The organism is Enterobacter sp. PL_is514, assembly GCF_055816715.1.
In genome coordinates this window covers 82419-99318 of record NZ_JBVPGN010000035.1, presented here as the reverse complement: position 1 = coordinate 99318, position 16900 = coordinate 82419, and the positions used below count along the sequence as shown (strand labels likewise).

Genomic DNA, 16900 nt, shown 5'->3' with positions numbered 1-16900 from the left:
TTCATGCAGCAAGGACTTTATTGCGTCCGTCATTTTTAGCGCGATACAGGGCATCGTCCACACGCTTAAACAGCTCATCAATACTCTCCCCCTGATCGTGCCGCGCCACGCCAATGCTGACGGTAAACCGCGGTAAGCCCGGAATCGTAATGCGGGCTACGGCTGCACGGATCGACTCGGCAATCTGCAACGCGGTGTCGAGAGAAGTGCGCGGCAGCAGAATTACGAACTCTTCGCCACCCCAGCGGAACACCATGTCGCCCTCCCGACTACAGGCTTCGAGCGTTCGCGAGAGGGCGATAAGCACCTCATCACCTTTCAGATGACCGAACAGATCGTTAATATTTTTGAAATGGTCGGTATCCACCAGCAGCAGGCTAAATTGCTGTTGCGCTGGAAGATAATTGAGGCTGTTTTGATCGGTAATGGCATAGAACTGGCGCCGGTTGAGTAGCCCGGTCATGGAGTCACGTAACGCCGCATGCTCCAGCTCCTGCTCCAGCCTTTTCTGCTCGGTGATATCGTGAATGATGCACAGCATCAGCTTGTCGCCGTAGATCTCAATGGGCCCGGCATACGTCTGAACGTGGCGGGTGGATCCATCGGCCAGGCGGTGAACAAAATTGAGAGGCTTATGACCACCGGGCAGCGCGGCAATCGCCGTCATAATGGGCATCACATCCCGCCCCAGGGTATTAATTTCCCAGGTATGCTTACTGCACATGTCGTCGTGTGAATAGCCATAAAAATTGAGTGCAGCCAGATTCGCATCGACGATTTGACCATCGCGGGCAGGATCGATCAGCAGCATCGGGGCGCTGTTGGTCAGAAAAAAGCGCGCATAAAATCCCTGTTTTTTCCGCCGGTAGGTGGCGGAACGGCTGGCCTTCAATCCTGAGAGTAATTGTGGTGAGGTCCCCTCGAAAACAATCACGTCACCCCAGGGGGCGTAGTGGGCAAGCGAGAGACGACAGCTTAACGGCGTATCCTGGCCATCCCAGCTGATTGTCCAGATTTCGACGATCTCCTGATCTGTTTTCAGTTCAGGTACATACATCGACAGGAGGGGTTGCGCATTCGCAGAATAGGTGCCTTTGCGCAGGTCATCGAGCGTTTTATCCCCCATGACCTGCGTTGCGGCCACATTCGCAAAAATGATCTGTTCCGACACGGGTGAAATGAGCCACACGGGTGTTTTAATTACATTCAACGCATCAAAACAAGGTTGCGACATAGGCATTTCCTGTTCATTGGCACACTGTGGCTGACATGTATGACAGAATTGACTCGCGTGTACTGCTTTGAAACATACTCCACTTCATCCCGTCAGGCATGATTTTTTTGTGAAGCAAATGCGTTTTCCGAATGAATTTTACCAATTGGTATAATTTGTTTGTCCGAGTTTATTTGCAGCAGCAGCCACGGTACCTGTTCGGCAGGTAAGGGGCGGGAGAAAAGGTACCCCTGCAGATAATCGCAGCCGAGACGGGTGAGGACCGCCTCCTGTTCTTCCGTTTCGATCCCTTCTGCCACCACATTCATTTCCATGGTCCGGGCGATACTGATGATGGTTTCAACCAGCTTGTAGCTTTTTTCATTTTCCAGCATCGAGGTTACGAAGCTTCTGTCGATCTTAAGTTCTTTAGCCGGAAGCACGCTCAGCATCAGCAGGTTGGAATAGCCCGTACCGAAATCATCAATCGAGACGGTGATCCCTGCGTGATTAAACGTATTGAGCAACTCAATGCTGCGGTCGAGATTTTTAAGTGCGGTGCTCTCAGTTACCTCAAGGATCAGCCGGGACGGAGACAGGTTATATTTTTCCAGCATCGACGAGATGATAGGGAAAATGTCCGGCTGTTCGAACTGGACGGGGGATAGGTTAAGCGACAACGTCCACTGGCTGAACCCTTGTTCAGTCCAGAAATGCAGCTGCCGGCATGCCGCTTCAATGGCCCAGTTGCCCACCGGGATAATTAAGCCTGTTTGCTCGAGCGAGGGGATAAACAGACCTGGCAGTACAACGCCTTGCTCAGGATGCCGCCAGCGCAGAAGGGCTTCAAAACCATGAATGGTTTTCTCTCCCGCATGCCAGGTGGGCTGGTACCACAGTTCAAACTGATCGCGTTCAAGCGCCTGAGAGAGTTCCTGCAGGAAACCGGGTTTCGCCGGGATCGCTGTTGACATCTCGGACTGATAAATCGCCCAGCCGTTGCGCCCATCGTCTTTGACATGATGTAAGGCTGCATCCGCCTTAAGTTTGAGCTCGTGCAGCGTTTCGCCATCCTGAGGATAGAGGCTGACGCCCGCGCTGATCGTCGTGCTCAACGTATGTCCGCAAACAGACAGAGGGCGTCGTACATCCCCGAGCAGTGAAGTGAGCAGGGCGTTGAGCTTGTCGTCATCACATTCCGGCACCAGCAGGATAAAGGCGTCTCCTCCCAGTCTTGCCAGGGTCATCTCACGCGTGAGTCGGGCCGTGATGCGCTGTGCGACGGTGATCAATAACTCATCGCCGACGCTGTGACCCCAGGTATCGTTGACGCGTTTGAAATGATCGACGTTCAGGAAAATGACGGCAAATTGCCTGTTACTCAGCAACGCGCTGCGCAGGCAGTCCTGCATACGGAGATCCATCTGGTGGCGGTTCGCGAGTCCGGTGAGCGCATCAAAGCGCGCCTGTAGCTCAAGCTGCCGATTGAGCTGCCGCAGATTGTCCGTCAGCCGGCCGGTGCGTCGGTGAGAATCGACAAGGGAAATAATTAACATCACGCCAAGCAGGCAGAGCGTGGTGACCGAAACCCAGATGGATAACCCCAGTTCGCCGATCCCGCCGGGGAGGGTATGCGACATTTCCGGGTAATGCGCGGCACTCATGCCGGTATAGTGCATCGCACAAATGGCGGCGGCCATGACCAGGGCCGCGAGAAGACGATCGATAAAGACGCCTTTGTGTTTATCTCGCAGACGGAAAGCCAGCCACAGCGCCGTGCCGGAAGCCACCACGGCAATGACCACGGACAACCCCACAATACGGCGATCCCAGATGATGCTGCCATCCAGCATCAGGGCCGCCATACCGATGTAGTGCATGGATACTACGCCTGCGCTCAGGATCGCGGTGGCAACGATGGGGCGAAAAAGAGACCGTTTTTTTCCCGCGACGGCAATATCAAGGGCCGTGGTCGACGCAATAACCGCGACGCCTAGCGATGCAAGGGTTAACCAGAGGTCGTAGCTCATCATCATGGGCATTTGCATCGACAGCATGCCGATAAAGTGCATCGACCAAATGCCAATGCCCAGCGTAACCCCACCGGCAATACGCCAGAACAGGGCAGCCTTTCGGCTGGAAGGGGGGATCTTTCCGGCGCTGTCCAGCGCCACAAAGGAGGCGATAAACGCCACCAGATAAGAGATAGCGATTAACACAGGGTCCCACGATATATTGAGCATTATGCAATCCCACGCCTGAGAGGGTTACCGATTTCGCCTGCCGGGTACATCTTTATCGGGAAACGAACATGCGCATTCAAACCATATTAGTTATTTATCGTGAAAAATGGCCAGTCATATTAATACTCTAAAACTTATTAAGAATATAAAATATATTCCATTGTTAATGTATTAAGCATTGCTAAACAAAAACGAATAAAAGTAGCAAAGCTCCTTAAATATGAGGGAGATCGTATCGTCTCACCGCGGGCGATACTATCGCTTAAGATGGCGAGAGACCAGTATCACAGCATCCTGCGCAGAACATTTTCACTAATACACTCTTTTTGTCTGACTTAAGACAAATCTCAGGATGCTAACGGCGAAAAAACAAACCCGTGAAGTTTGCGAGGAAAAACGTCTGAGCCAATGCTATAAGTCTTAATGCCGACCAAAATATAAAACGTGGGTATTATCATGCTAAAAAATATTAGTGTCAGGACCTTTATTATTGGGTTCCTTTTATCTCTTTTTTTGGTGAATGCAGGTGTCGTTGTTCTATTTTCCAGCAATCCTTCTCTCTTTATTTCGCTTAATGTCATCAACTTCATTGCGCTATTTTTGCTCTGGGTCTATATGACGAAGTATCTTGTGACGCCGATCAATACGGTGAAGAAGAGTATTGAAGAGGTGACAGCAGGTAATCTTGGTGTCTCTATCCCTGAATTTGGCAATAACTGTGCCGGCCGACTCATCCCGGGGATAAACAGCCTCTCCGGCAACATTGCGACGCTGGTGCGCGAGATCAGGGCGTCGTCGCAGACCGCGATGACCTTATCGGATCAACTCTCGGCACGTAGCGCTCAGCTTTCGGTGAAAACCGAGCAGCAGTCTGCGTCTTTAGTGCAAACCGCAGCCAGCATGGAGCAAATGGCGGCGAGTACTAAAAACAATGCCGATAACACCCGCCTGGCGAGCGAACAGGCTAATGTGGCGACGCTGCAGGCGCGCAAGGGCGGGGAGCTGATGGGGCAGGTCGCCAACAATATGCAGTCCATTACCGAATGCGCCCAGCAGATGACGGAGATTATTTCGTTGATTGACGGCATTGCGTTCCAGACCAATATTCTGGCGCTCAACGCGGCCGTTGAGGCGGCAAGGGCAGGCGATCATGGAAAAGGTTTTTCTGTCGTTGCGGAAGAGGTAAGAAACCTGGCACACCGCAGCGCAGAGGCCGCGAAGAATATCAAAGCGCTGATTGAAGTCACCAGCAGTAACGTCACGCAGGGCGCTACCGTTGTGTCGCAGGCAGAGAAGAATATGCATGAAATCGTGACGGGCTCGGGGAATGTCAGTCGCTTAATGGACGATATTTCCGCGTCGACATCAGAGCAGGAAAAAGGCATTTCTCAGATCACGCTGGCGCTTTCGGAGCTGGAGCGGGTCACGCAAAGCAACGTGGCGATGGCAGAGGAACTCAACGGTTCCTCTGATGTCCTGCGCAATCAGGTCATTGAGCTGCAGGCCCGCACGCGTAATTTCAGACTTGACCAGGGCTCTTCTTCCTCATTACCAGGCGGCTCGCCATCCTTCCTCCAGCGGCCAGAGCACTCACTCTGACTGAATCTCAAAGCCTGGCATGCCAGGCTTTTTTTACGCCTCTGGCCAGTATGTACATTTCCTGAGCGATATCAGCGCGATGGGAGACATAGTTGTTGCTTAACCCCTGATGGAAGCTAGACTGACACCAAAAGAGCTAAAAAGGTGGAGGCGCTGTGGAAAGCATTAAAGGATCTGAACTTAACGTTCCTGACGCAGTTTTTGCGTGGGTGCTGGACGGCCGCGGCGGTGCGCGACCGCTGGAAGATAATGATGTGATCGACAGTGCGCATCCCTGCTGGCTACATCTGAACTATACCCACCCGGACAGCGCTGACTGGCTGGCCTCGACCCCGCTCTTGCCAAATAACGTGCGCGATGCGCTGGCGGGTGAAAGCCTGCGGCCGCGCGTGAGCCGAATGGGGGACGGTACGCTGATCACCCTGCGCTGCATTAACGGCAGCACGGATGAGCGTCCGGACCAGCTGGTTGCGATGCGGGTCTATATGGACGATGGACTGATTGTCTCCACCCGACAGCGTAAAGTCCTGGCGCTGGATGACATCGTAAACGATCTGAAAGAGGGCACCGGGCCGATCGATTGCGGCAGCTGGCTGGTGGACGTCTGTGACGCGCTTACCGATCACGCGAGCGAATTTATCGAAGAACTGCACGACAAAATCATCGACCTGGAAGATAACCTGCTCGATCAGCAGATCCCGCCGCGCGGTTTTCTGGCCCTGTTGCGTAAGCAGCTAATTGTGATGCGCCGCTATATGACGCCGCAGCGCGACGTGTACGCGCGTCTGGCCAGCGAAAGACTTGCCTGGATGAATGACGATCAGCGACGCAGAATGCAGGATATTGCCGACAGGCTGGGGCGCGGGCTGGACGAGATTGATTCCTGTATTGCCAGAACGGCGGTGATGGCGGACGAGATCGCGCAGGTGATGCAGGAGTCGCTGGCGAGAAGAACCTACACGATGTCCCTGATGGCGATGGTCTTTTTGCCCAGCACGTTTCTTACCGGACTGTTTGGCGTAAACCTGGGCGGTATCCCGGGCAATGCCTATCGCTATGGTTTTACCGCGTTTTGCGTCATGTTAGTTGTTTTGATAGGCGGTGTTGCATGGTGGTTGCATCGTAGTAAATGGCTGTAAATTTACGTTTTTTCCAGCTTTTACCGGGATCAAAACGCTCTTTTAATTGAGCGAAGTCAATAAACATCTACCCCGTAAGGTGCAATATTACTCCCGCAGGTGAATGCAACGTCAAGCGATGGGCGTTGCGCTCCATATTGTCTTACTTCCTTTTTTGAATTACTGCATAGCACAATTGATTCGTACGACGCCGACTTCATAGTCGGCTTTTTTTTGCCTCCTGATTCTCAACGTCTACCCTAAAAGGGACGACAGTAAATTATGGAGGGAATGATGAGCATCCTGAACGCTCTGCTACTGCAACAATCGCGTCAATCCGATCCTATCCCCAGCGATCCGGTCCCCATGCCCGATCCCATCCCGCGCCCACAGCCGATGCCCGACCCGCCGCCCGATGAAGAACCGATTAAATTGTCGCATCGAACCGCGAGATCTGCGAGGATACGCGCCATCTGACTGCAAAGATGACCACGAGAGACTATTGTGACCGCTTTTTCTACCCTGAATGTTTTGCCCGCTGCCCAGCTCGATAACCTCAACGAGCTGGGATACCTCACGATGACGCCTGTTCAGGCGGCCGCGTTGCCTGCCATCCTCGAGGGCCGTGACGTGCGCGTACAGGCGAAAACGGGCAGCGGGAAAACGGCGGCATTCGGCCTCGGCCTGTTGCAGCATATTGATGCGGCGCTTTTTCAGACCCAGTCTCTGGTGCTGTGCCCGACCCGCGAACTGGCAGATCAGGTTGCGGGTGAACTGCGTCGCCTGGCGCGTTTCCTGCCTAATACCAAGATTTTAACCCTCTGCGGCGGACAGCCGTTCGGCGCGCAGCGTGATTCACTCCAGCATGCGCCGCACATTATTGTCGCCACGCCTGGCCGCCTGCTCGATCATCTGCAAAAAGGCACCGTCTCGCTGGATGCGTTACAAACGCTGGTGATGGATGAGGCAGACAGGATGCTGGATATGGGCTTCAGCGATGCGATTGACGAGGTGATCCGTTTCGCACCCACCGACCGTCAGACGCTGCTGTTCTCTGCGACCTGGCCGGACGCTATCGCCGCCATCAGCGGGCGCGTGCAGAAAAATCCACTCACCATTGAAATCGACAGCGTAGATGCGCTGCCCGCTATCGAGCAGCAGTTCTTTGAAACCTCGCAGCAGGGGAAAATTCCGCTCCTGCAGAAGTTGCTGAGCCAGCATCAGCCTGCCTCCTGCGTGGTGTTCTGTAATACCAAAAAAGACTGTCAGTCGGTCTGTGATACCCTCAATGCCGCCGGGCAGAGCGCACTGTCGCTGCATGGCGATCTGGAACAGCGCGATCGCGATCAGACGCTGGTTCGATTCGCTAACGGCAGCGCCCGTGTTCTTGTCGCAACCGACGTCGCTGCGCGCGGTCTGGATATTAAATCCCTTGAGCTGGTGGTGAACTTTGAGCTGGCGTGGGATCCCGAAGTGCACGTGCACCGTATTGGCCGTACCGCACGTGCAGGAAACAGCGGTCTGGCGATCAGCCTCTGCGCACCGGAAGAGGCGCAGCGCGCCAATATTCTCTCTGAGATGCTGCAGATGAAGCTGAACTGGATGAATGCCCCTGCTGGCGTCAGCCTGGTGCCGCTGGAAGCCGAAATGGCGACGCTTTGCATTGATGGCGGTAAAAAAGCCAAGATGCGTCCAGGTGACGTATTAGGCGCGCTGACCGGAGATGTGGGACTGGACGGAGCGGATATCGGTAAGATTGCGGTTCATCCGGCGCATGTTTACGTAGCGGTTCGCCAGGCGGTGGCCCATAAGGCATGGAAGCAGCTGCAGAACGGGAAAATTAAGGGTAAAACCTGTCGCGTACGTCTGCTGAAATAAAGCATCAAGCGTCTCAGAAGATGTTTCTGAGACGCTAATCGCTTACTTCACTTCAAGCACGTTCAGACGCAACTCTTCAAACTGATTGTCATCTTCTTCCGGCTGCCAGCCGGCTGGCTGCATGGGAATATCTTCCCGGTCAAACGCCAGATCGCCGCCATTCACCACGTCTGAGTCATGGTTAATGCCTTTGAAGTCAAACAGTTCTACATCCGCGAGATGGGAAGGGACAACGTTCTGCATCGCGCTGAACATAGTTTCGATACGACCCGGATAACGCTTATCCCAGTCGCGCAGCATGTCGCCAATCACCTGACGCTGCAGGTTCGGCTGAGAGCCGCAAAGGTTACATGGAATGATCGGGAACCCTTTAGCCTGAGAAAAACGCTCAATGTCTTTTTCACGACAGTAGGCAAGCGGGCGGATCACAATGTGTTTACCGTCATCGCTCATCAGTTTAGGCGGCATGCCTTTCATTTTGCCGCCGTAGAACATATTGAGGAACAGCGTTTGCAGGATATCGTCGCGGTGATGGCCCAGCGCAATTTTGGTCGCGCCCAGCTCCGTCGCGGTACGATACAGAATGCCGCGGCGCAGGCGAGAGCACAGAGAGCAGGTGGTTTTCCCTTCCGGGATTTTCTCTTTCACAATACCGTAGGTATTTTCTTCGACGATTTTGTACTCAACGCCCAGCTTCTCGAGGTATTCCGGCAGAATGTGCTCCGGGAAACCCGGCTGCTTCTGATCAAGGTTGACCGCCACCAGGGAAAATTTCACCGGTGCACTTTGCTGAAGATTACGCAGGATCTCCAGCATGGTGTAGCTGTCTTTACCCCCTGACAGGCAAACCATGATGCGGTCGCCTTCTTCAATCATGTTGAAGTCTGCAATGGCTTCGCCCACGTTACGGCGCAGTCGCTTTTGCAGTTTGTTCAGGTTGTATTGCTCTTTTTTGTTAATCTCTTGATTCTCTTGCATTGAGTACTACCTTCGGAGCCAGCAGGGGCAAAAATTGTATGCCGCGTATGGTACGGATTCCGGCGGCGAATGCCAGCACGTTTTGCAGCGAGGTTATATCTGGCGTTGCAACACTGTCAGCGTGCGCTGTGGTTTCAAGGCCTCCTATAGCACATTACTCGTCCTGGTTTTCCATATTTGTTCTATGACGGGAGGAAACTTGTATGGCATAAGAGCGTTAAACGAACATCAAAAGGAATGACGTTATGTCGCTTTATGACCTCAAAACCGAAGCACTTGCATTACCGGAGGCCTGGCACTCTCATGTATTAGGCCGCTTTGGAACTGCGAATCTCAAAGTTTTACGAATGGATGAACGCTCAGTGATTGAAGAGGTTCATGAGTATGACGAGGGGTTACTGGTCATTGATGGGCGTCTGGAGCTGAGCGTGAAGGGTAAAAAAATCTCTGTGACGTCTGGACAACTTTATGTAGCCAAAGCTGGCACTCCCCATACTGTCGAAACAGGCAGTTTTGGCACACTGGTTATCATTGATTTACCAGAAACGGAAGTGGCCTCGCTTTAAGCGGCTTGCGATGAAGTGTCAGGGTGTCGTTTTGATCTGGCTCTCAGTCTACCTGAAATTAATGAAAACGTATCAGCAGGGCTGCCATTCGGTGGCCTTATATCTTTCCCCTCGATGATGTTGTTTATTGCGCCATGGGAGCAGACCAAATATTCGGGTCTGAATGAAAATTTTCGACGCCTGACATGGTAATTATTATGTTATCTACCATGATTAAGACGATGACAATTCAATCGCTTCAGCATCGCTGAAGCGGTTACTTCACTCTAATCGAGAACCCTAAATGCGCCATGCATCTATCCCCGTAGCTGCAGCCACGGCAATATTTTTGCTGGGCGTTTTTATTATCAATTTACAGGTTTGGTATTCTGCACGGGCTGACAGCTTTGCAGGGGCGCACTATGTCGTGCGGAACATGAACGTCATTCTTAAAGAAGCCCGTCATGCGACCCAGATTGCAATGCAGCTTGCTGAGAATGAGTGTGATGCTGAAGGACAGTATCGGCTCGGCACTGAAGCGGCATTACAACCACATCTGAGAACGATCGTTATTCTGAAAAAAGATGCGGTCTGGTGCTCCTCCTTACCGGGAAACCGCGTGTTGTTGGTTAACGGCTCTGCGCTGCCTGCAGCATCGTTACTACTCGTTCCAGCGAAAAGTACGGTCAACGGCCTGCCGGTTCTCTTATACCAGACAAATCATGCCGGAAGCCGAATCATGGTGAGCATCAGTGACAGCCATATCCGGGATGCGCTGAATATGCCATTACGTGGCGTGGGATATTCACTGAACGTCGGCGATCGTATCTTAGGCCAATCAGGCGATGTGTTGACGGCAGCCCATTCGAACAAAGATGTACTGACGGTAAAAGATGCTGATTTTCCTTTCGCGATTCAATTTAACGCTCCGCCTCTGTTTAGCCTGACGAGATTATTCGACCAGGCCGGTGGGGTGTTGTTATTTCTGTTGCTCATTTCCTCTCTTCCTGCTTATCTTTTGCAGCGTTATCTCTCTAAGGATATTTCGCCTGAGGAATCTCTGCGTACTGCCATCTACAGAAATGAAATTATTCCCTATTACCAACCCGTCGTGAGCGGAAAAGAGGGCACCTTGCGTGGCGTAGAAGTGCTGGCCAGATGGAAGCATCCGCAATCGGGGTTTATTTCTCCCGCGTCCTTTATTCCTCTCGCTGAAAAATCAGGGTTAATTATTCCGTTAACTCAAAGTTTAATGAGACAGGTTGCAAAGCAGATGAATTCTATTTCAACGTTGCTGCCAGAAGGGTTTCACGTAGGAATGAACTTCAGCGCTTCTCATATCGTTGCGTCCACCTTTGTTGAAGAGTGCCTCCACTACAAACACAGTTTTATTCAACAGGATCTTAATCTTGTCGTTGAGGTGACCGAGCGCGAACCGCTCCACATCGATGAACATCTCGTTAAGACGCTGAATGAGCTGCATAACAACGGATTTGCTATTGCCCTGGATGACTTTGGTACGGGATACTCAGGTCTATCCTATCTGCAAGCGCTGCATATTGATTACATTAAAATCGACCAAAGCTTTGTTGCCAGGGTTAACGCGAATGAGGATTCAACGTTGATCCTGGATTCGGTGCTGGAGTTGGCAAAAAAACTTTCAATTAGTATCGTGGCGGAAGGTGTTGAAACAGAAGAGCAGCTTGATTACCTCACGCGCAATCATATCCGTTTTTTACAGGGTTTTTTCTTCTATAAACCTCTTCCTTTCAAGGAGCTGCTCAAAGTTCTCTTGTCGAAGCCAAAAGTTAAAGTGAGGGTGGAATGAGGTTTAACCCGCAATCAGCGTTTCAGCCTGAAACATTTCTAAGATAGCGTATACTCCCTCTTCCAAAACCGCTCAACAACCCGGTGGCTTGTGCTATGACCCTCAATCGCTTTTGTTACTTACTCCTGATCTTTGCTGCAATCGGTAGCTTTCTGGCCTCGAATCCTGTGGTGATGTGGTTTCTGCTGATCAATGTGCTGACGTTGGCTCTGTATGGCGCTGATAAAATGGCGGCGCGTAAAGGGATGCGCAGGGTACCGGAAGCTACGTTGCTGGTATTTGGCGTGACAGGAGGTTGGCCTGGCGCCATTGTGGGCCAGCAGCTTTTTCGCCATAAAACCCAAAAGCAGCCCTTCAAAACCTACTTTTTCTTAAGCGTCGTGGTCAGCATCGGCATGATGGCGGTGCTTTACCATTTCTCTCCTGTTTCTTCTTTATGAACGTATTGACATCAAGTTAACTTGAGCTTTTAAGATGCCAGCACCACGTTGATAAGGGAGTAACATCTTAAAATGAAAGAGATTGATGTAGGTTTCACTCATGTCGCGTTTATGGTCAGAGACCTGGAAAAGAGTATTGCCTTCTATCGTCGCTATGCCGGTATGGAGGTCATTCATTTGCGTGAACCCGATATGCCTGATGCAAGAAAAGTGGCATGGCTTAGCGACCATACTCGTCCTTTTGCACTTGTTCTTGTACAGGCCGATACCGTGACCGATACGCCGCTGGGTAGCTTCGGGCATCTGGGTATTGCCTGCGCGACCCGCGAAGAAATTGACAGAAAAACCGCGATGGCCACCGCTGAAGGCGTGCTAAGGAAAGCGCCTGAGAACGTAGGCGAGCCCGTCGGCTACTATGTCTTTTTTGCCGATCCCGATGGAAATACGTTAGAACTGTCATTTGGACAGCGTGTCGGTCTGGAAGCGATTCGAACGATGAATCGGGATAAATAACGCGGGTAAACGTCTGGAACGAAGAAATGGGGCGCATCGCACGTCGTTAATTAATCCTCCATCACTGCCAATAGTAGTAGGACTATTCTTAAGTGGTTGCTGTTTTTTGCACAATCTGAATAATACGTGCAACAACAAGGAAGACAACATCCCATGAAAATAAATTCTATTATACTGGCAGTGCTGTCTGTCTTTTCTGCGCCTTCCTGGTCTGCTTTTCAGGAACGGGAATATAATACCTGGTATATCAAAAATGCGGTCCTTTATGATATGACACAAACCTCGGAAGGCTTTCCCGTCATGGTGAGTGTTTCTCAGCCAGGGCGAAAATCCGCTAACTTGCTGGTGTCATATATTACTGAAGGCCGTTGTGGTGATAATAACCTTCCGCTAAATGTGAATGGTAAAGTCCTGCCCGCTAAATATGATTGTGTTCAGATAGGGCAGAACAGAATTGAACATTTTTCAGTGGTGGATGCGGACAGCGTCAATGGCATGGTGACGCATTTGAAATCTGATTTCACTATTCTCCTGCAAAACGATATCAAAATTTGGGCGGCAAATATAAAAACGCCAAAATACGGGCTGGCACCGAGATTCTAACGATGAAATGTCTGTCTCGCGACAGGTATTATTTCTATCATGGTAATCATTTATGAAATAATAGTGTCGTGGTGTTATTAATCAAAATAAGGAGTAAGTGGCCCTGTTTTTTTACGTATTGAAATGGACTGTATGCTAAACGGTACGAAACCGCACAAATAATCCTTTCTGACATTATGGATAAAGCTCACTACCAGACTTACGCTTGCTAGCGGCGTTTTAGTTGTTCAGCACATCTTTACTGGTAAGGAGCAGAAAATGTCGCAACGTAATAGTCTGGATTTACTAAGCCGTAAAGAGGGAATGTGTCTGTTAGAGCAAAGCATGGGTTTTGTCTGGCAGGCAGCACTTCGGGCGGTCGCGGTATTAGGGGTCGCAGATCGTCTGGTTGAAGGAAAAAAATCCGTTACGCAACTGGCGGATGAGCTTAATGTCGATGGCGACTATCTTCATCGGATCATGCGCGTATTGTCCTCTCGCGGGGTGTTCAACGAATTATCTGAAGCTGAATACAGTCTTAGCCATTCAGCACAATTCCTCTGTTCTGAGCATGAATTTTCCTTGCGTGCGGCGGTGCTCATGCTGACAGACCCAACATTCTGGCAGCCAGCGGCTAAAATGGATGAAATATTGCAAGGCAAACCTGTTTTTAATGATTTGTTTGGCAAGCCTTTTTACGACTACTGGCAGCATGATGACACGATGACTGACAGCAACATTTTTCATGCGGGTATGGCCTCTATGTCATCCGTAGAGAATGAAGTCATCGCAGATAGCTATTCGTTCCCTCAAAACGCTGTCGTTGCCGATATCGCCGGTGGGCTGGGTAACTTATTGTTGGCCGTTTTACGTCGAAATCCGACCTTAACGGGGATCCTCTTCGATCAAAAAGACGTGCTTGAGCGGAATCGACTGCACCTGTTAAAGGATAATCGTCGATGGAAGACCGTTGAGGGCAGCTTTTTTGAATCCTGTCCTGTAGCGGACATTTACCTGCTTAAATATATTTTGATGGACTGGCCTGATGAGAAGGCCATTCAGATCCTTCAATGCTGCAGAAAGGCTATGAAAGAAAACTCCCGGCTATTAATTTTTGAGCCGCTTATTAAAAAAGAAAATAATGAACAGGGACGATTTGAAATTGACCTTCTTCTGTTAACAAGTTTTGATGGAGGGCGGGCACGAACAGAGTCTGAGTATCAGGCCTTGTTTGAACAGACCAATCTGAAATTGAACAAAATAATAGACACCCGTTCGTATCTGTCGATTTTAGAAGTCATACCTGCCTGAACTGTTTAAATAATATTCACAGAGCATGTGCCCGGCATTCCGTTTTACCGTATTCCTGCTACGCTTGTCTGTTGTACCAGGAGCATGAATATGAAAAACAAAGATGAACAAACCGGATTAGTGGGGCTGGCGATTGGGGCCGCCGTTATTGGGCTGGTTTCAGCGCAGAAACCGATCCATCGCAACAGTATTGTCGATGAGCTGGTCAGGCTAGGCAGGCAAAAAGGCGATGGTGTAGAAGACGAGGTTTTCGTGAAAGCCGCCGAGCTGGTGAGAAAAGGGGTATAGCCTATGGCTGAATGTCGTAATGCGCAGTGCCATTGCGGTGCGGTGGCCTTTACCGTTGCGCTCACGGATGGCCTGAATACCGCGCGGCGCTGCAGCTGTTCTTTTTGTCGCATGCGGGGTGCGGTCGTCGTCTCTGCGCCGCTGTCAGGGATTACCGTGACAAAAGGTGAGGATAAGCTCACGGAGTACCGTTTTAACACGGGAACGGCACGGCACTTCTTCTGCTCGGTGTGCGGGATCTACACGTTCCATCAGCGGCGTTCCAATCCAAACGAATACGGCGTGAATGTTGCCTGCTTTGAAAACGTCTCACCGTTCGATTTCTCTGAGGTGAAGGTAATGGACGGGGTAAACCATCCCTCGGATGGAGACAGCGGGGTGTTTGGCTATCTCTCTTTTCGCAAGAAAGGGACAGTTGAGGCGTAATTGCCGCCTGGCCATTCTTTAATCAGCCTGGCTATAGTGGAGGGTGGTTATCTGAAACAGGAGAGACTATGCTCTGTGTTGAAAAAGACGATCCGCGAGAGGCGCCTGAATCAGGTGATAAAAAGCCTCAACCGGTGAAAAAATAACGCGACCTGTGCGTTTATCCGCCACCGGCACTGCTGGTGGCTTTTTATTTTCCAGGAAAACCTGTTAACCGCCATCCAGGTGGGTTAACACAGCGCCGAGATGCCCGACAATATCAGCAAAATCAAAAATTAACGCCATCCACAGCAAGGCTAAAAGGGCAAGTACGGCAAGGGATACACGACCAAACAACGCTGTTATCCTTAGTGACGAAAGGGCTATCACCTGAGTTTAACCCGTTTTCTTTCAACTTACCTTCAACCAACCCTTTTCTGAAACTGTCTTTTGTGACGTACTTCAAAAAAAATTGAGCCCGCATCATAATGCGGGCTCTGGCAATCAGAACTGGTAAACCAGACCTAACGCGACGACATCATCCGTGCCGATGCCGTTGTTTTTGTAGAAGCTGTCATCTTCATCCAGCAGGTTAATTTTGTAATCAACGTAGGTGGACATGTTTTTATTGAAGTAGTAGGTCGCGCCTACGTCAGCGTATTTAACCAGATCCTGATCGCCCTGACCGTTGCCCAGATCCTTACCTTTAGACTGGAGGTATGAAAGGGTCGGACGCAGGCCGAAGTCGAACTGGTACTGCGCGGTCACTTCGAAGTTCTGGGTTTTGTTCGCCACGGCGTCGGTGTTATCACCGTACGGCGTCATATTGCGGGTTTCAGAATACATTGCCGCCAGGTAGATGTTATTGGCGTCATATTTCAGGCCCGCAGTCCATGCATCCGCTTTGTCGCCGCCCGCTGTGGTATTCATCACCTGCTCGTTGGTACGGTCAGAAGAGGTGTAGGCTGCACCCGCAGTAATGCCCATGCCGAAGTCATAGGTAGTAGAGATACCGAAGCCGTCGCCGTTCTCGTGACGCGTGTCGCGACCGTTGTTGGTGCCTTCCTGATTGTTGCTGGCGTCTTCATTTTTGCCCTGATACTGCAGCGCAAAATTCAGACCCTGCACCAGACCATAGAAATCGGTGTTACGGTAGGTGGCCACACCGTTGGCACGGCCGGTCATGAAGTTGTCGGCTTTGGTGTAGGAGTCACCGCCGAACTCAGGCAGCATATCGGTCCAGCCTTCCACGTCGTACAGCACGCCATAGTTACGACCGTAATCGAAGGAACCGTAGTCGCCCACCTTCACACCGGCGAAGGCCAGACGCGTCCAGGACTGGTTATCAGACCCTTCGGTGTTATTGGCCTGAATGTTGTATTCCCACTGTGCGTAGCCGGTCATCATGTCGTTGATCTGGGTTTCGCCTTTGAAGCCCAGACGCATATAGGTTTGATCCCCGTCAGCGCCTTTATCATCGGAGAAATAGTGCAGACCATCTACTTTTCCGTACAGATCTAATTTGTTGCCGTCTTTATTATAAATCTCTGCTGCATGAGTTGCGCCAGCCATTAACAGAGCCGGAATCATCAGGGCCAGTACTTTTCTTTGCATTGTGATATTCCTTTGCAGTTGTTTTTATTTAATTACCTGTTGAACTTCCTGAATGAGAAAGTTGTCTCATGCTAAATCACTCCTGTGTAAGAGTAATAAATTATAATTGTTACGAACTAAGTAAAATCTAAACCGAATAAATCAATGGTAATGGTCATCTGTTTGATGAATGTATTAATGCAAAACATAATAAATTAAAATTATTAATCAGGCATTAGTTAAGCTATTCTTGGCGGCGTTATATGCCTTTAAGATTATTTATCCATAATTCGCGTGAATAATATTTAGGAAACTAAATAGATATTTATTGATTATCTGGATTCGCCCGGTGTGAATACACCGGGT

The 16900-nt window shown here is 50.6% G+C and carries 18 protein-coding genes and 1 pseudogene; 13 read left to right on the top strand and 6 right to left on the bottom strand.

What is annotated here, in order from left to right; translation table 11 throughout:
* Position 1 precedes the first annotated feature (1 nt).
* Together AC0TNG_RS19245 and AC0TNG_RS19240 are read right to left on the bottom strand one after the other, a co-directional pair.
* Positions 2-1234 carry a sensor domain-containing diguanylate cyclase gene (locus tag AC0TNG_RS19245; protein WP_024907161.1) on the bottom strand — a complete coding sequence of 411 codons (1233 nt, stop codon included), beginning with the start codon at positions 1232-1234 and terminating at the stop codon, positions 2-4.
* 92 nt (positions 1235-1326) lie between these two features.
* A complete protein-coding gene (locus AC0TNG_RS19240; RefSeq protein ID WP_024907162.1) occupies positions 1327-3456 on the bottom strand; it encodes an EAL domain-containing protein in 2130 nt (709 codons plus the stop codon).
* A 456-nt stretch (positions 3457-3912) separates the two neighbouring features.
* Here AC0TNG_RS19240 and AC0TNG_RS19235 point away from each other — a divergent pair, with 456 nt between their 5' ends.
* The 4 genes from AC0TNG_RS19235 to dbpA all read left to right on the top strand — a co-directional run bounded on the left by AC0TNG_RS19235 (position 3913) and on the right by dbpA (position 8051).
* Positions 3913-5055 carry a methyl-accepting chemotaxis protein gene (locus tag AC0TNG_RS19235; RefSeq protein WP_071994460.1) on the top strand — a complete coding sequence of 381 codons (1143 nt, stop codon included), beginning with the start codon at positions 3913-3915 and terminating at the stop codon, positions 5053-5055.
* A 155-nt stretch (positions 5056-5210) separates the two neighbouring features.
* Positions 5211-6194, top strand: a complete 984-nt coding sequence (gene zntB / locus AC0TNG_RS19230) for a zinc transporter ZntB (RefSeq protein WP_024907164.1) — start codon at positions 5211-5213, stop codon at positions 6192-6194.
* 273 nt (positions 6195-6467) lie between these two features.
* Complete coding sequence (gene ynaL, locus AC0TNG_RS19225; protein ID WP_071787463.1) at positions 6468-6650, top strand: proline-rich small protein YnaL; 183 nt, start codon at positions 6468-6470, stop codon at positions 6648-6650.
* 27 nt (positions 6651-6677) lie between these two features.
* On the top strand, positions 6678-8051 hold the full coding sequence (gene dbpA / locus AC0TNG_RS19220) for an ATP-dependent RNA helicase DbpA (protein ID WP_032647506.1): 1374 nt from the start codon (positions 6678-6680) through the stop codon (positions 8049-8051).
* A gap of 42 nt (positions 8052-8093) precedes the next feature.
* Here the strand turns inward: dbpA and ttcA are convergent, their stop codons facing one another.
* Both ttcA and AC0TNG_RS19210 read right to left on the bottom strand, forming a co-directional pair.
* Positions 8094-9029: a tRNA 2-thiocytidine(32) synthetase TtcA gene (ttcA, locus tag AC0TNG_RS19215; RefSeq protein ID WP_061715008.1), complete on the bottom strand. Its 936-nt coding sequence runs from the start codon at positions 9027-9029 to the stop codon at positions 8094-8096.
* 35 nt (positions 9030-9064) lie between these two features.
* Positions 9065-9133 (bottom strand): annotated as a pseudogene (locus tag AC0TNG_RS19210) (hypothetical protein); the annotation flags it as partial.
* Between the two features lie 141 nt (positions 9134-9274).
* Between AC0TNG_RS19210 and AC0TNG_RS19205 the strand changes: the two are divergent.
* The 9 genes from AC0TNG_RS19205 to AC0TNG_RS19165 all read left to right on the top strand — a co-directional run bounded on the left by AC0TNG_RS19205 (position 9275) and on the right by AC0TNG_RS19165 (position 15108).
* Positions 9275-9595, top strand: coding sequence for a cupin domain-containing protein (locus AC0TNG_RS19205; RefSeq protein WP_473712657.1), 321 nt, complete (start codon positions 9275-9277; stop codon positions 9593-9595).
* Positions 9596-9878: 283 nt separating this feature from the next.
* Positions 9879-11402, top strand: coding sequence for an EAL domain-containing protein (locus AC0TNG_RS19200; RefSeq protein WP_157189268.1), 1524 nt, complete (start codon positions 9879-9881; stop codon positions 11400-11402).
* Between the two features lie 95 nt (positions 11403-11497).
* The gene (locus AC0TNG_RS19195) at positions 11498-11842 is read left to right on the top strand and encodes a DUF1294 domain-containing protein (protein ID WP_048991959.1); all 345 of its coding nucleotides are present in this window, start codon (positions 11498-11500) and stop codon (positions 11840-11842) included.
* Between the two features lie 72 nt (positions 11843-11914).
* Positions 11915-12355: a VOC family protein gene (locus AC0TNG_RS19190; protein ID WP_473712656.1), complete on the top strand. Its 441-nt coding sequence runs from the start codon at positions 11915-11917 to the stop codon at positions 12353-12355.
* Between the two features lie 153 nt (positions 12356-12508).
* The gene (locus AC0TNG_RS19185) at positions 12509-12958 is read left to right on the top strand and encodes a hypothetical protein (RefSeq protein ID WP_024907227.1); all 450 of its coding nucleotides are present in this window, start codon (positions 12509-12511) and stop codon (positions 12956-12958) included.
* Positions 12959-13216: 258 nt separating this feature from the next.
* The gene (locus AC0TNG_RS19180) at positions 13217-14248 is read left to right on the top strand and encodes a methyltransferase (protein WP_473712655.1); all 1032 of its coding nucleotides are present in this window, start codon (positions 13217-13219) and stop codon (positions 14246-14248) included.
* 90 nt (positions 14249-14338) lie between these two features.
* Positions 14339-14536 (top strand): hypothetical protein, encoded by a 198-nt coding sequence (locus AC0TNG_RS19175; protein WP_023312007.1) that lies wholly within the window; start codon positions 14339-14341, stop codon positions 14534-14536.
* Positions 14537-14539: 3 nt separating this feature from the next.
* Positions 14540-14962 (top strand): GFA family protein, encoded by a 423-nt coding sequence (locus AC0TNG_RS19170; protein ID WP_032647497.1) that lies wholly within the window; start codon positions 14540-14542, stop codon positions 14960-14962.
* A gap of 68 nt (positions 14963-15030) precedes the next feature.
* Positions 15031-15108: a hypothetical protein gene (locus AC0TNG_RS19165; RefSeq protein WP_223239581.1), complete on the top strand. Its 78-nt coding sequence runs from the start codon at positions 15031-15033 to the stop codon at positions 15106-15108.
* Between the two features lie 64 nt (positions 15109-15172).
* Here AC0TNG_RS19165 and AC0TNG_RS19160 read toward each other — a convergent pair whose 3' ends face one another.
* Together AC0TNG_RS19160 and ompC are read right to left on the bottom strand one after the other, a co-directional pair.
* On the bottom strand, positions 15173-15298 hold the full coding sequence (locus tag AC0TNG_RS19160) for a hypothetical protein (RefSeq protein ID WP_265589641.1): 126 nt from the start codon (positions 15296-15298) through the stop codon (positions 15173-15175).
* 147 nt (positions 15299-15445) lie between these two features.
* Positions 15446-16555 carry a porin OmpC gene (gene ompC, locus AC0TNG_RS19155; RefSeq protein WP_032647495.1) on the bottom strand — a complete coding sequence of 370 codons (1110 nt, stop codon included), beginning with the start codon at positions 16553-16555 and terminating at the stop codon, positions 15446-15448.
* Positions 16556-16900: the final 345 nt, after the last annotated feature.

What these genes read in the sequence shown, in the direction of transcription:
- AC0TNG_RS19245 (WP_024907161.1), bottom strand. Translation starts at nt 1,234, where the DNA reads ATGTCGCAACCTTGTTTTGATGCGTTGAATGTAATTAAAACACCCGTG.
- AC0TNG_RS19240 (WP_024907162.1), bottom strand. Translation starts at nt 3,456, where the DNA reads ATGCTCAATATATCGTGGGACCCTGTGTTAATCGCTATCTCTTATCTG.
- AC0TNG_RS19235 (WP_071994460.1), top strand. Translation starts at nt 3,913, where the DNA reads ATGCTAAAAAATATTAGTGTCAGGACCTTTATTATTGGGTTCCTTTTA.
- ynaL (WP_071787463.1), top strand. Translation starts at nt 6,468, where the DNA reads ATGAGCATCCTGAACGCTCTGCTACTGCAACAATCGCGTCAATCCGAT.
- ttcA (WP_061715008.1), bottom strand. Translation starts at nt 9,029, where the DNA reads ATGCAAGAGAATCAAGAGATTAACAAAAAAGAGCAATACAACCTGAAC.
- AC0TNG_RS19205 (WP_473712657.1), top strand. Translation starts at nt 9,275, where the DNA reads ATGTCGCTTTATGACCTCAAAACCGAAGCACTTGCATTACCGGAGGCC.
- AC0TNG_RS19200 (WP_157189268.1), top strand. Translation starts at nt 9,879, where the DNA reads ATGCGCCATGCATCTATCCCCGTAGCTGCAGCCACGGCAATATTTTTG.
- AC0TNG_RS19195 (WP_048991959.1), top strand. Translation starts at nt 11,498, where the DNA reads ATGACCCTCAATCGCTTTTGTTACTTACTCCTGATCTTTGCTGCAATC.
- AC0TNG_RS19190 (WP_473712656.1), top strand. Translation starts at nt 11,915, where the DNA reads ATGAAAGAGATTGATGTAGGTTTCACTCATGTCGCGTTTATGGTCAGA.
- AC0TNG_RS19185 (WP_024907227.1), top strand. Translation starts at nt 12,509, where the DNA reads ATGAAAATAAATTCTATTATACTGGCAGTGCTGTCTGTCTTTTCTGCG.
- AC0TNG_RS19180 (WP_473712655.1), top strand. Translation starts at nt 13,217, where the DNA reads ATGTCGCAACGTAATAGTCTGGATTTACTAAGCCGTAAAGAGGGAATG.
- AC0TNG_RS19175 (WP_023312007.1), top strand. Translation starts at nt 14,339, where the DNA reads ATGAAAAACAAAGATGAACAAACCGGATTAGTGGGGCTGGCGATTGGG.
- AC0TNG_RS19170 (WP_032647497.1), top strand. Translation starts at nt 14,540, where the DNA reads ATGGCTGAATGTCGTAATGCGCAGTGCCATTGCGGTGCGGTGGCCTTT.
- AC0TNG_RS19165 (WP_223239581.1), top strand. Translation starts at nt 15,031, where the DNA reads ATGCTCTGTGTTGAAAAAGACGATCCGCGAGAGGCGCCTGAATCAGGT.
- ompC (WP_032647495.1), bottom strand. Translation starts at nt 16,555, where the DNA reads ATGCAAAGAAAAGTACTGGCCCTGATGATTCCGGCTCTGTTAATGGCT.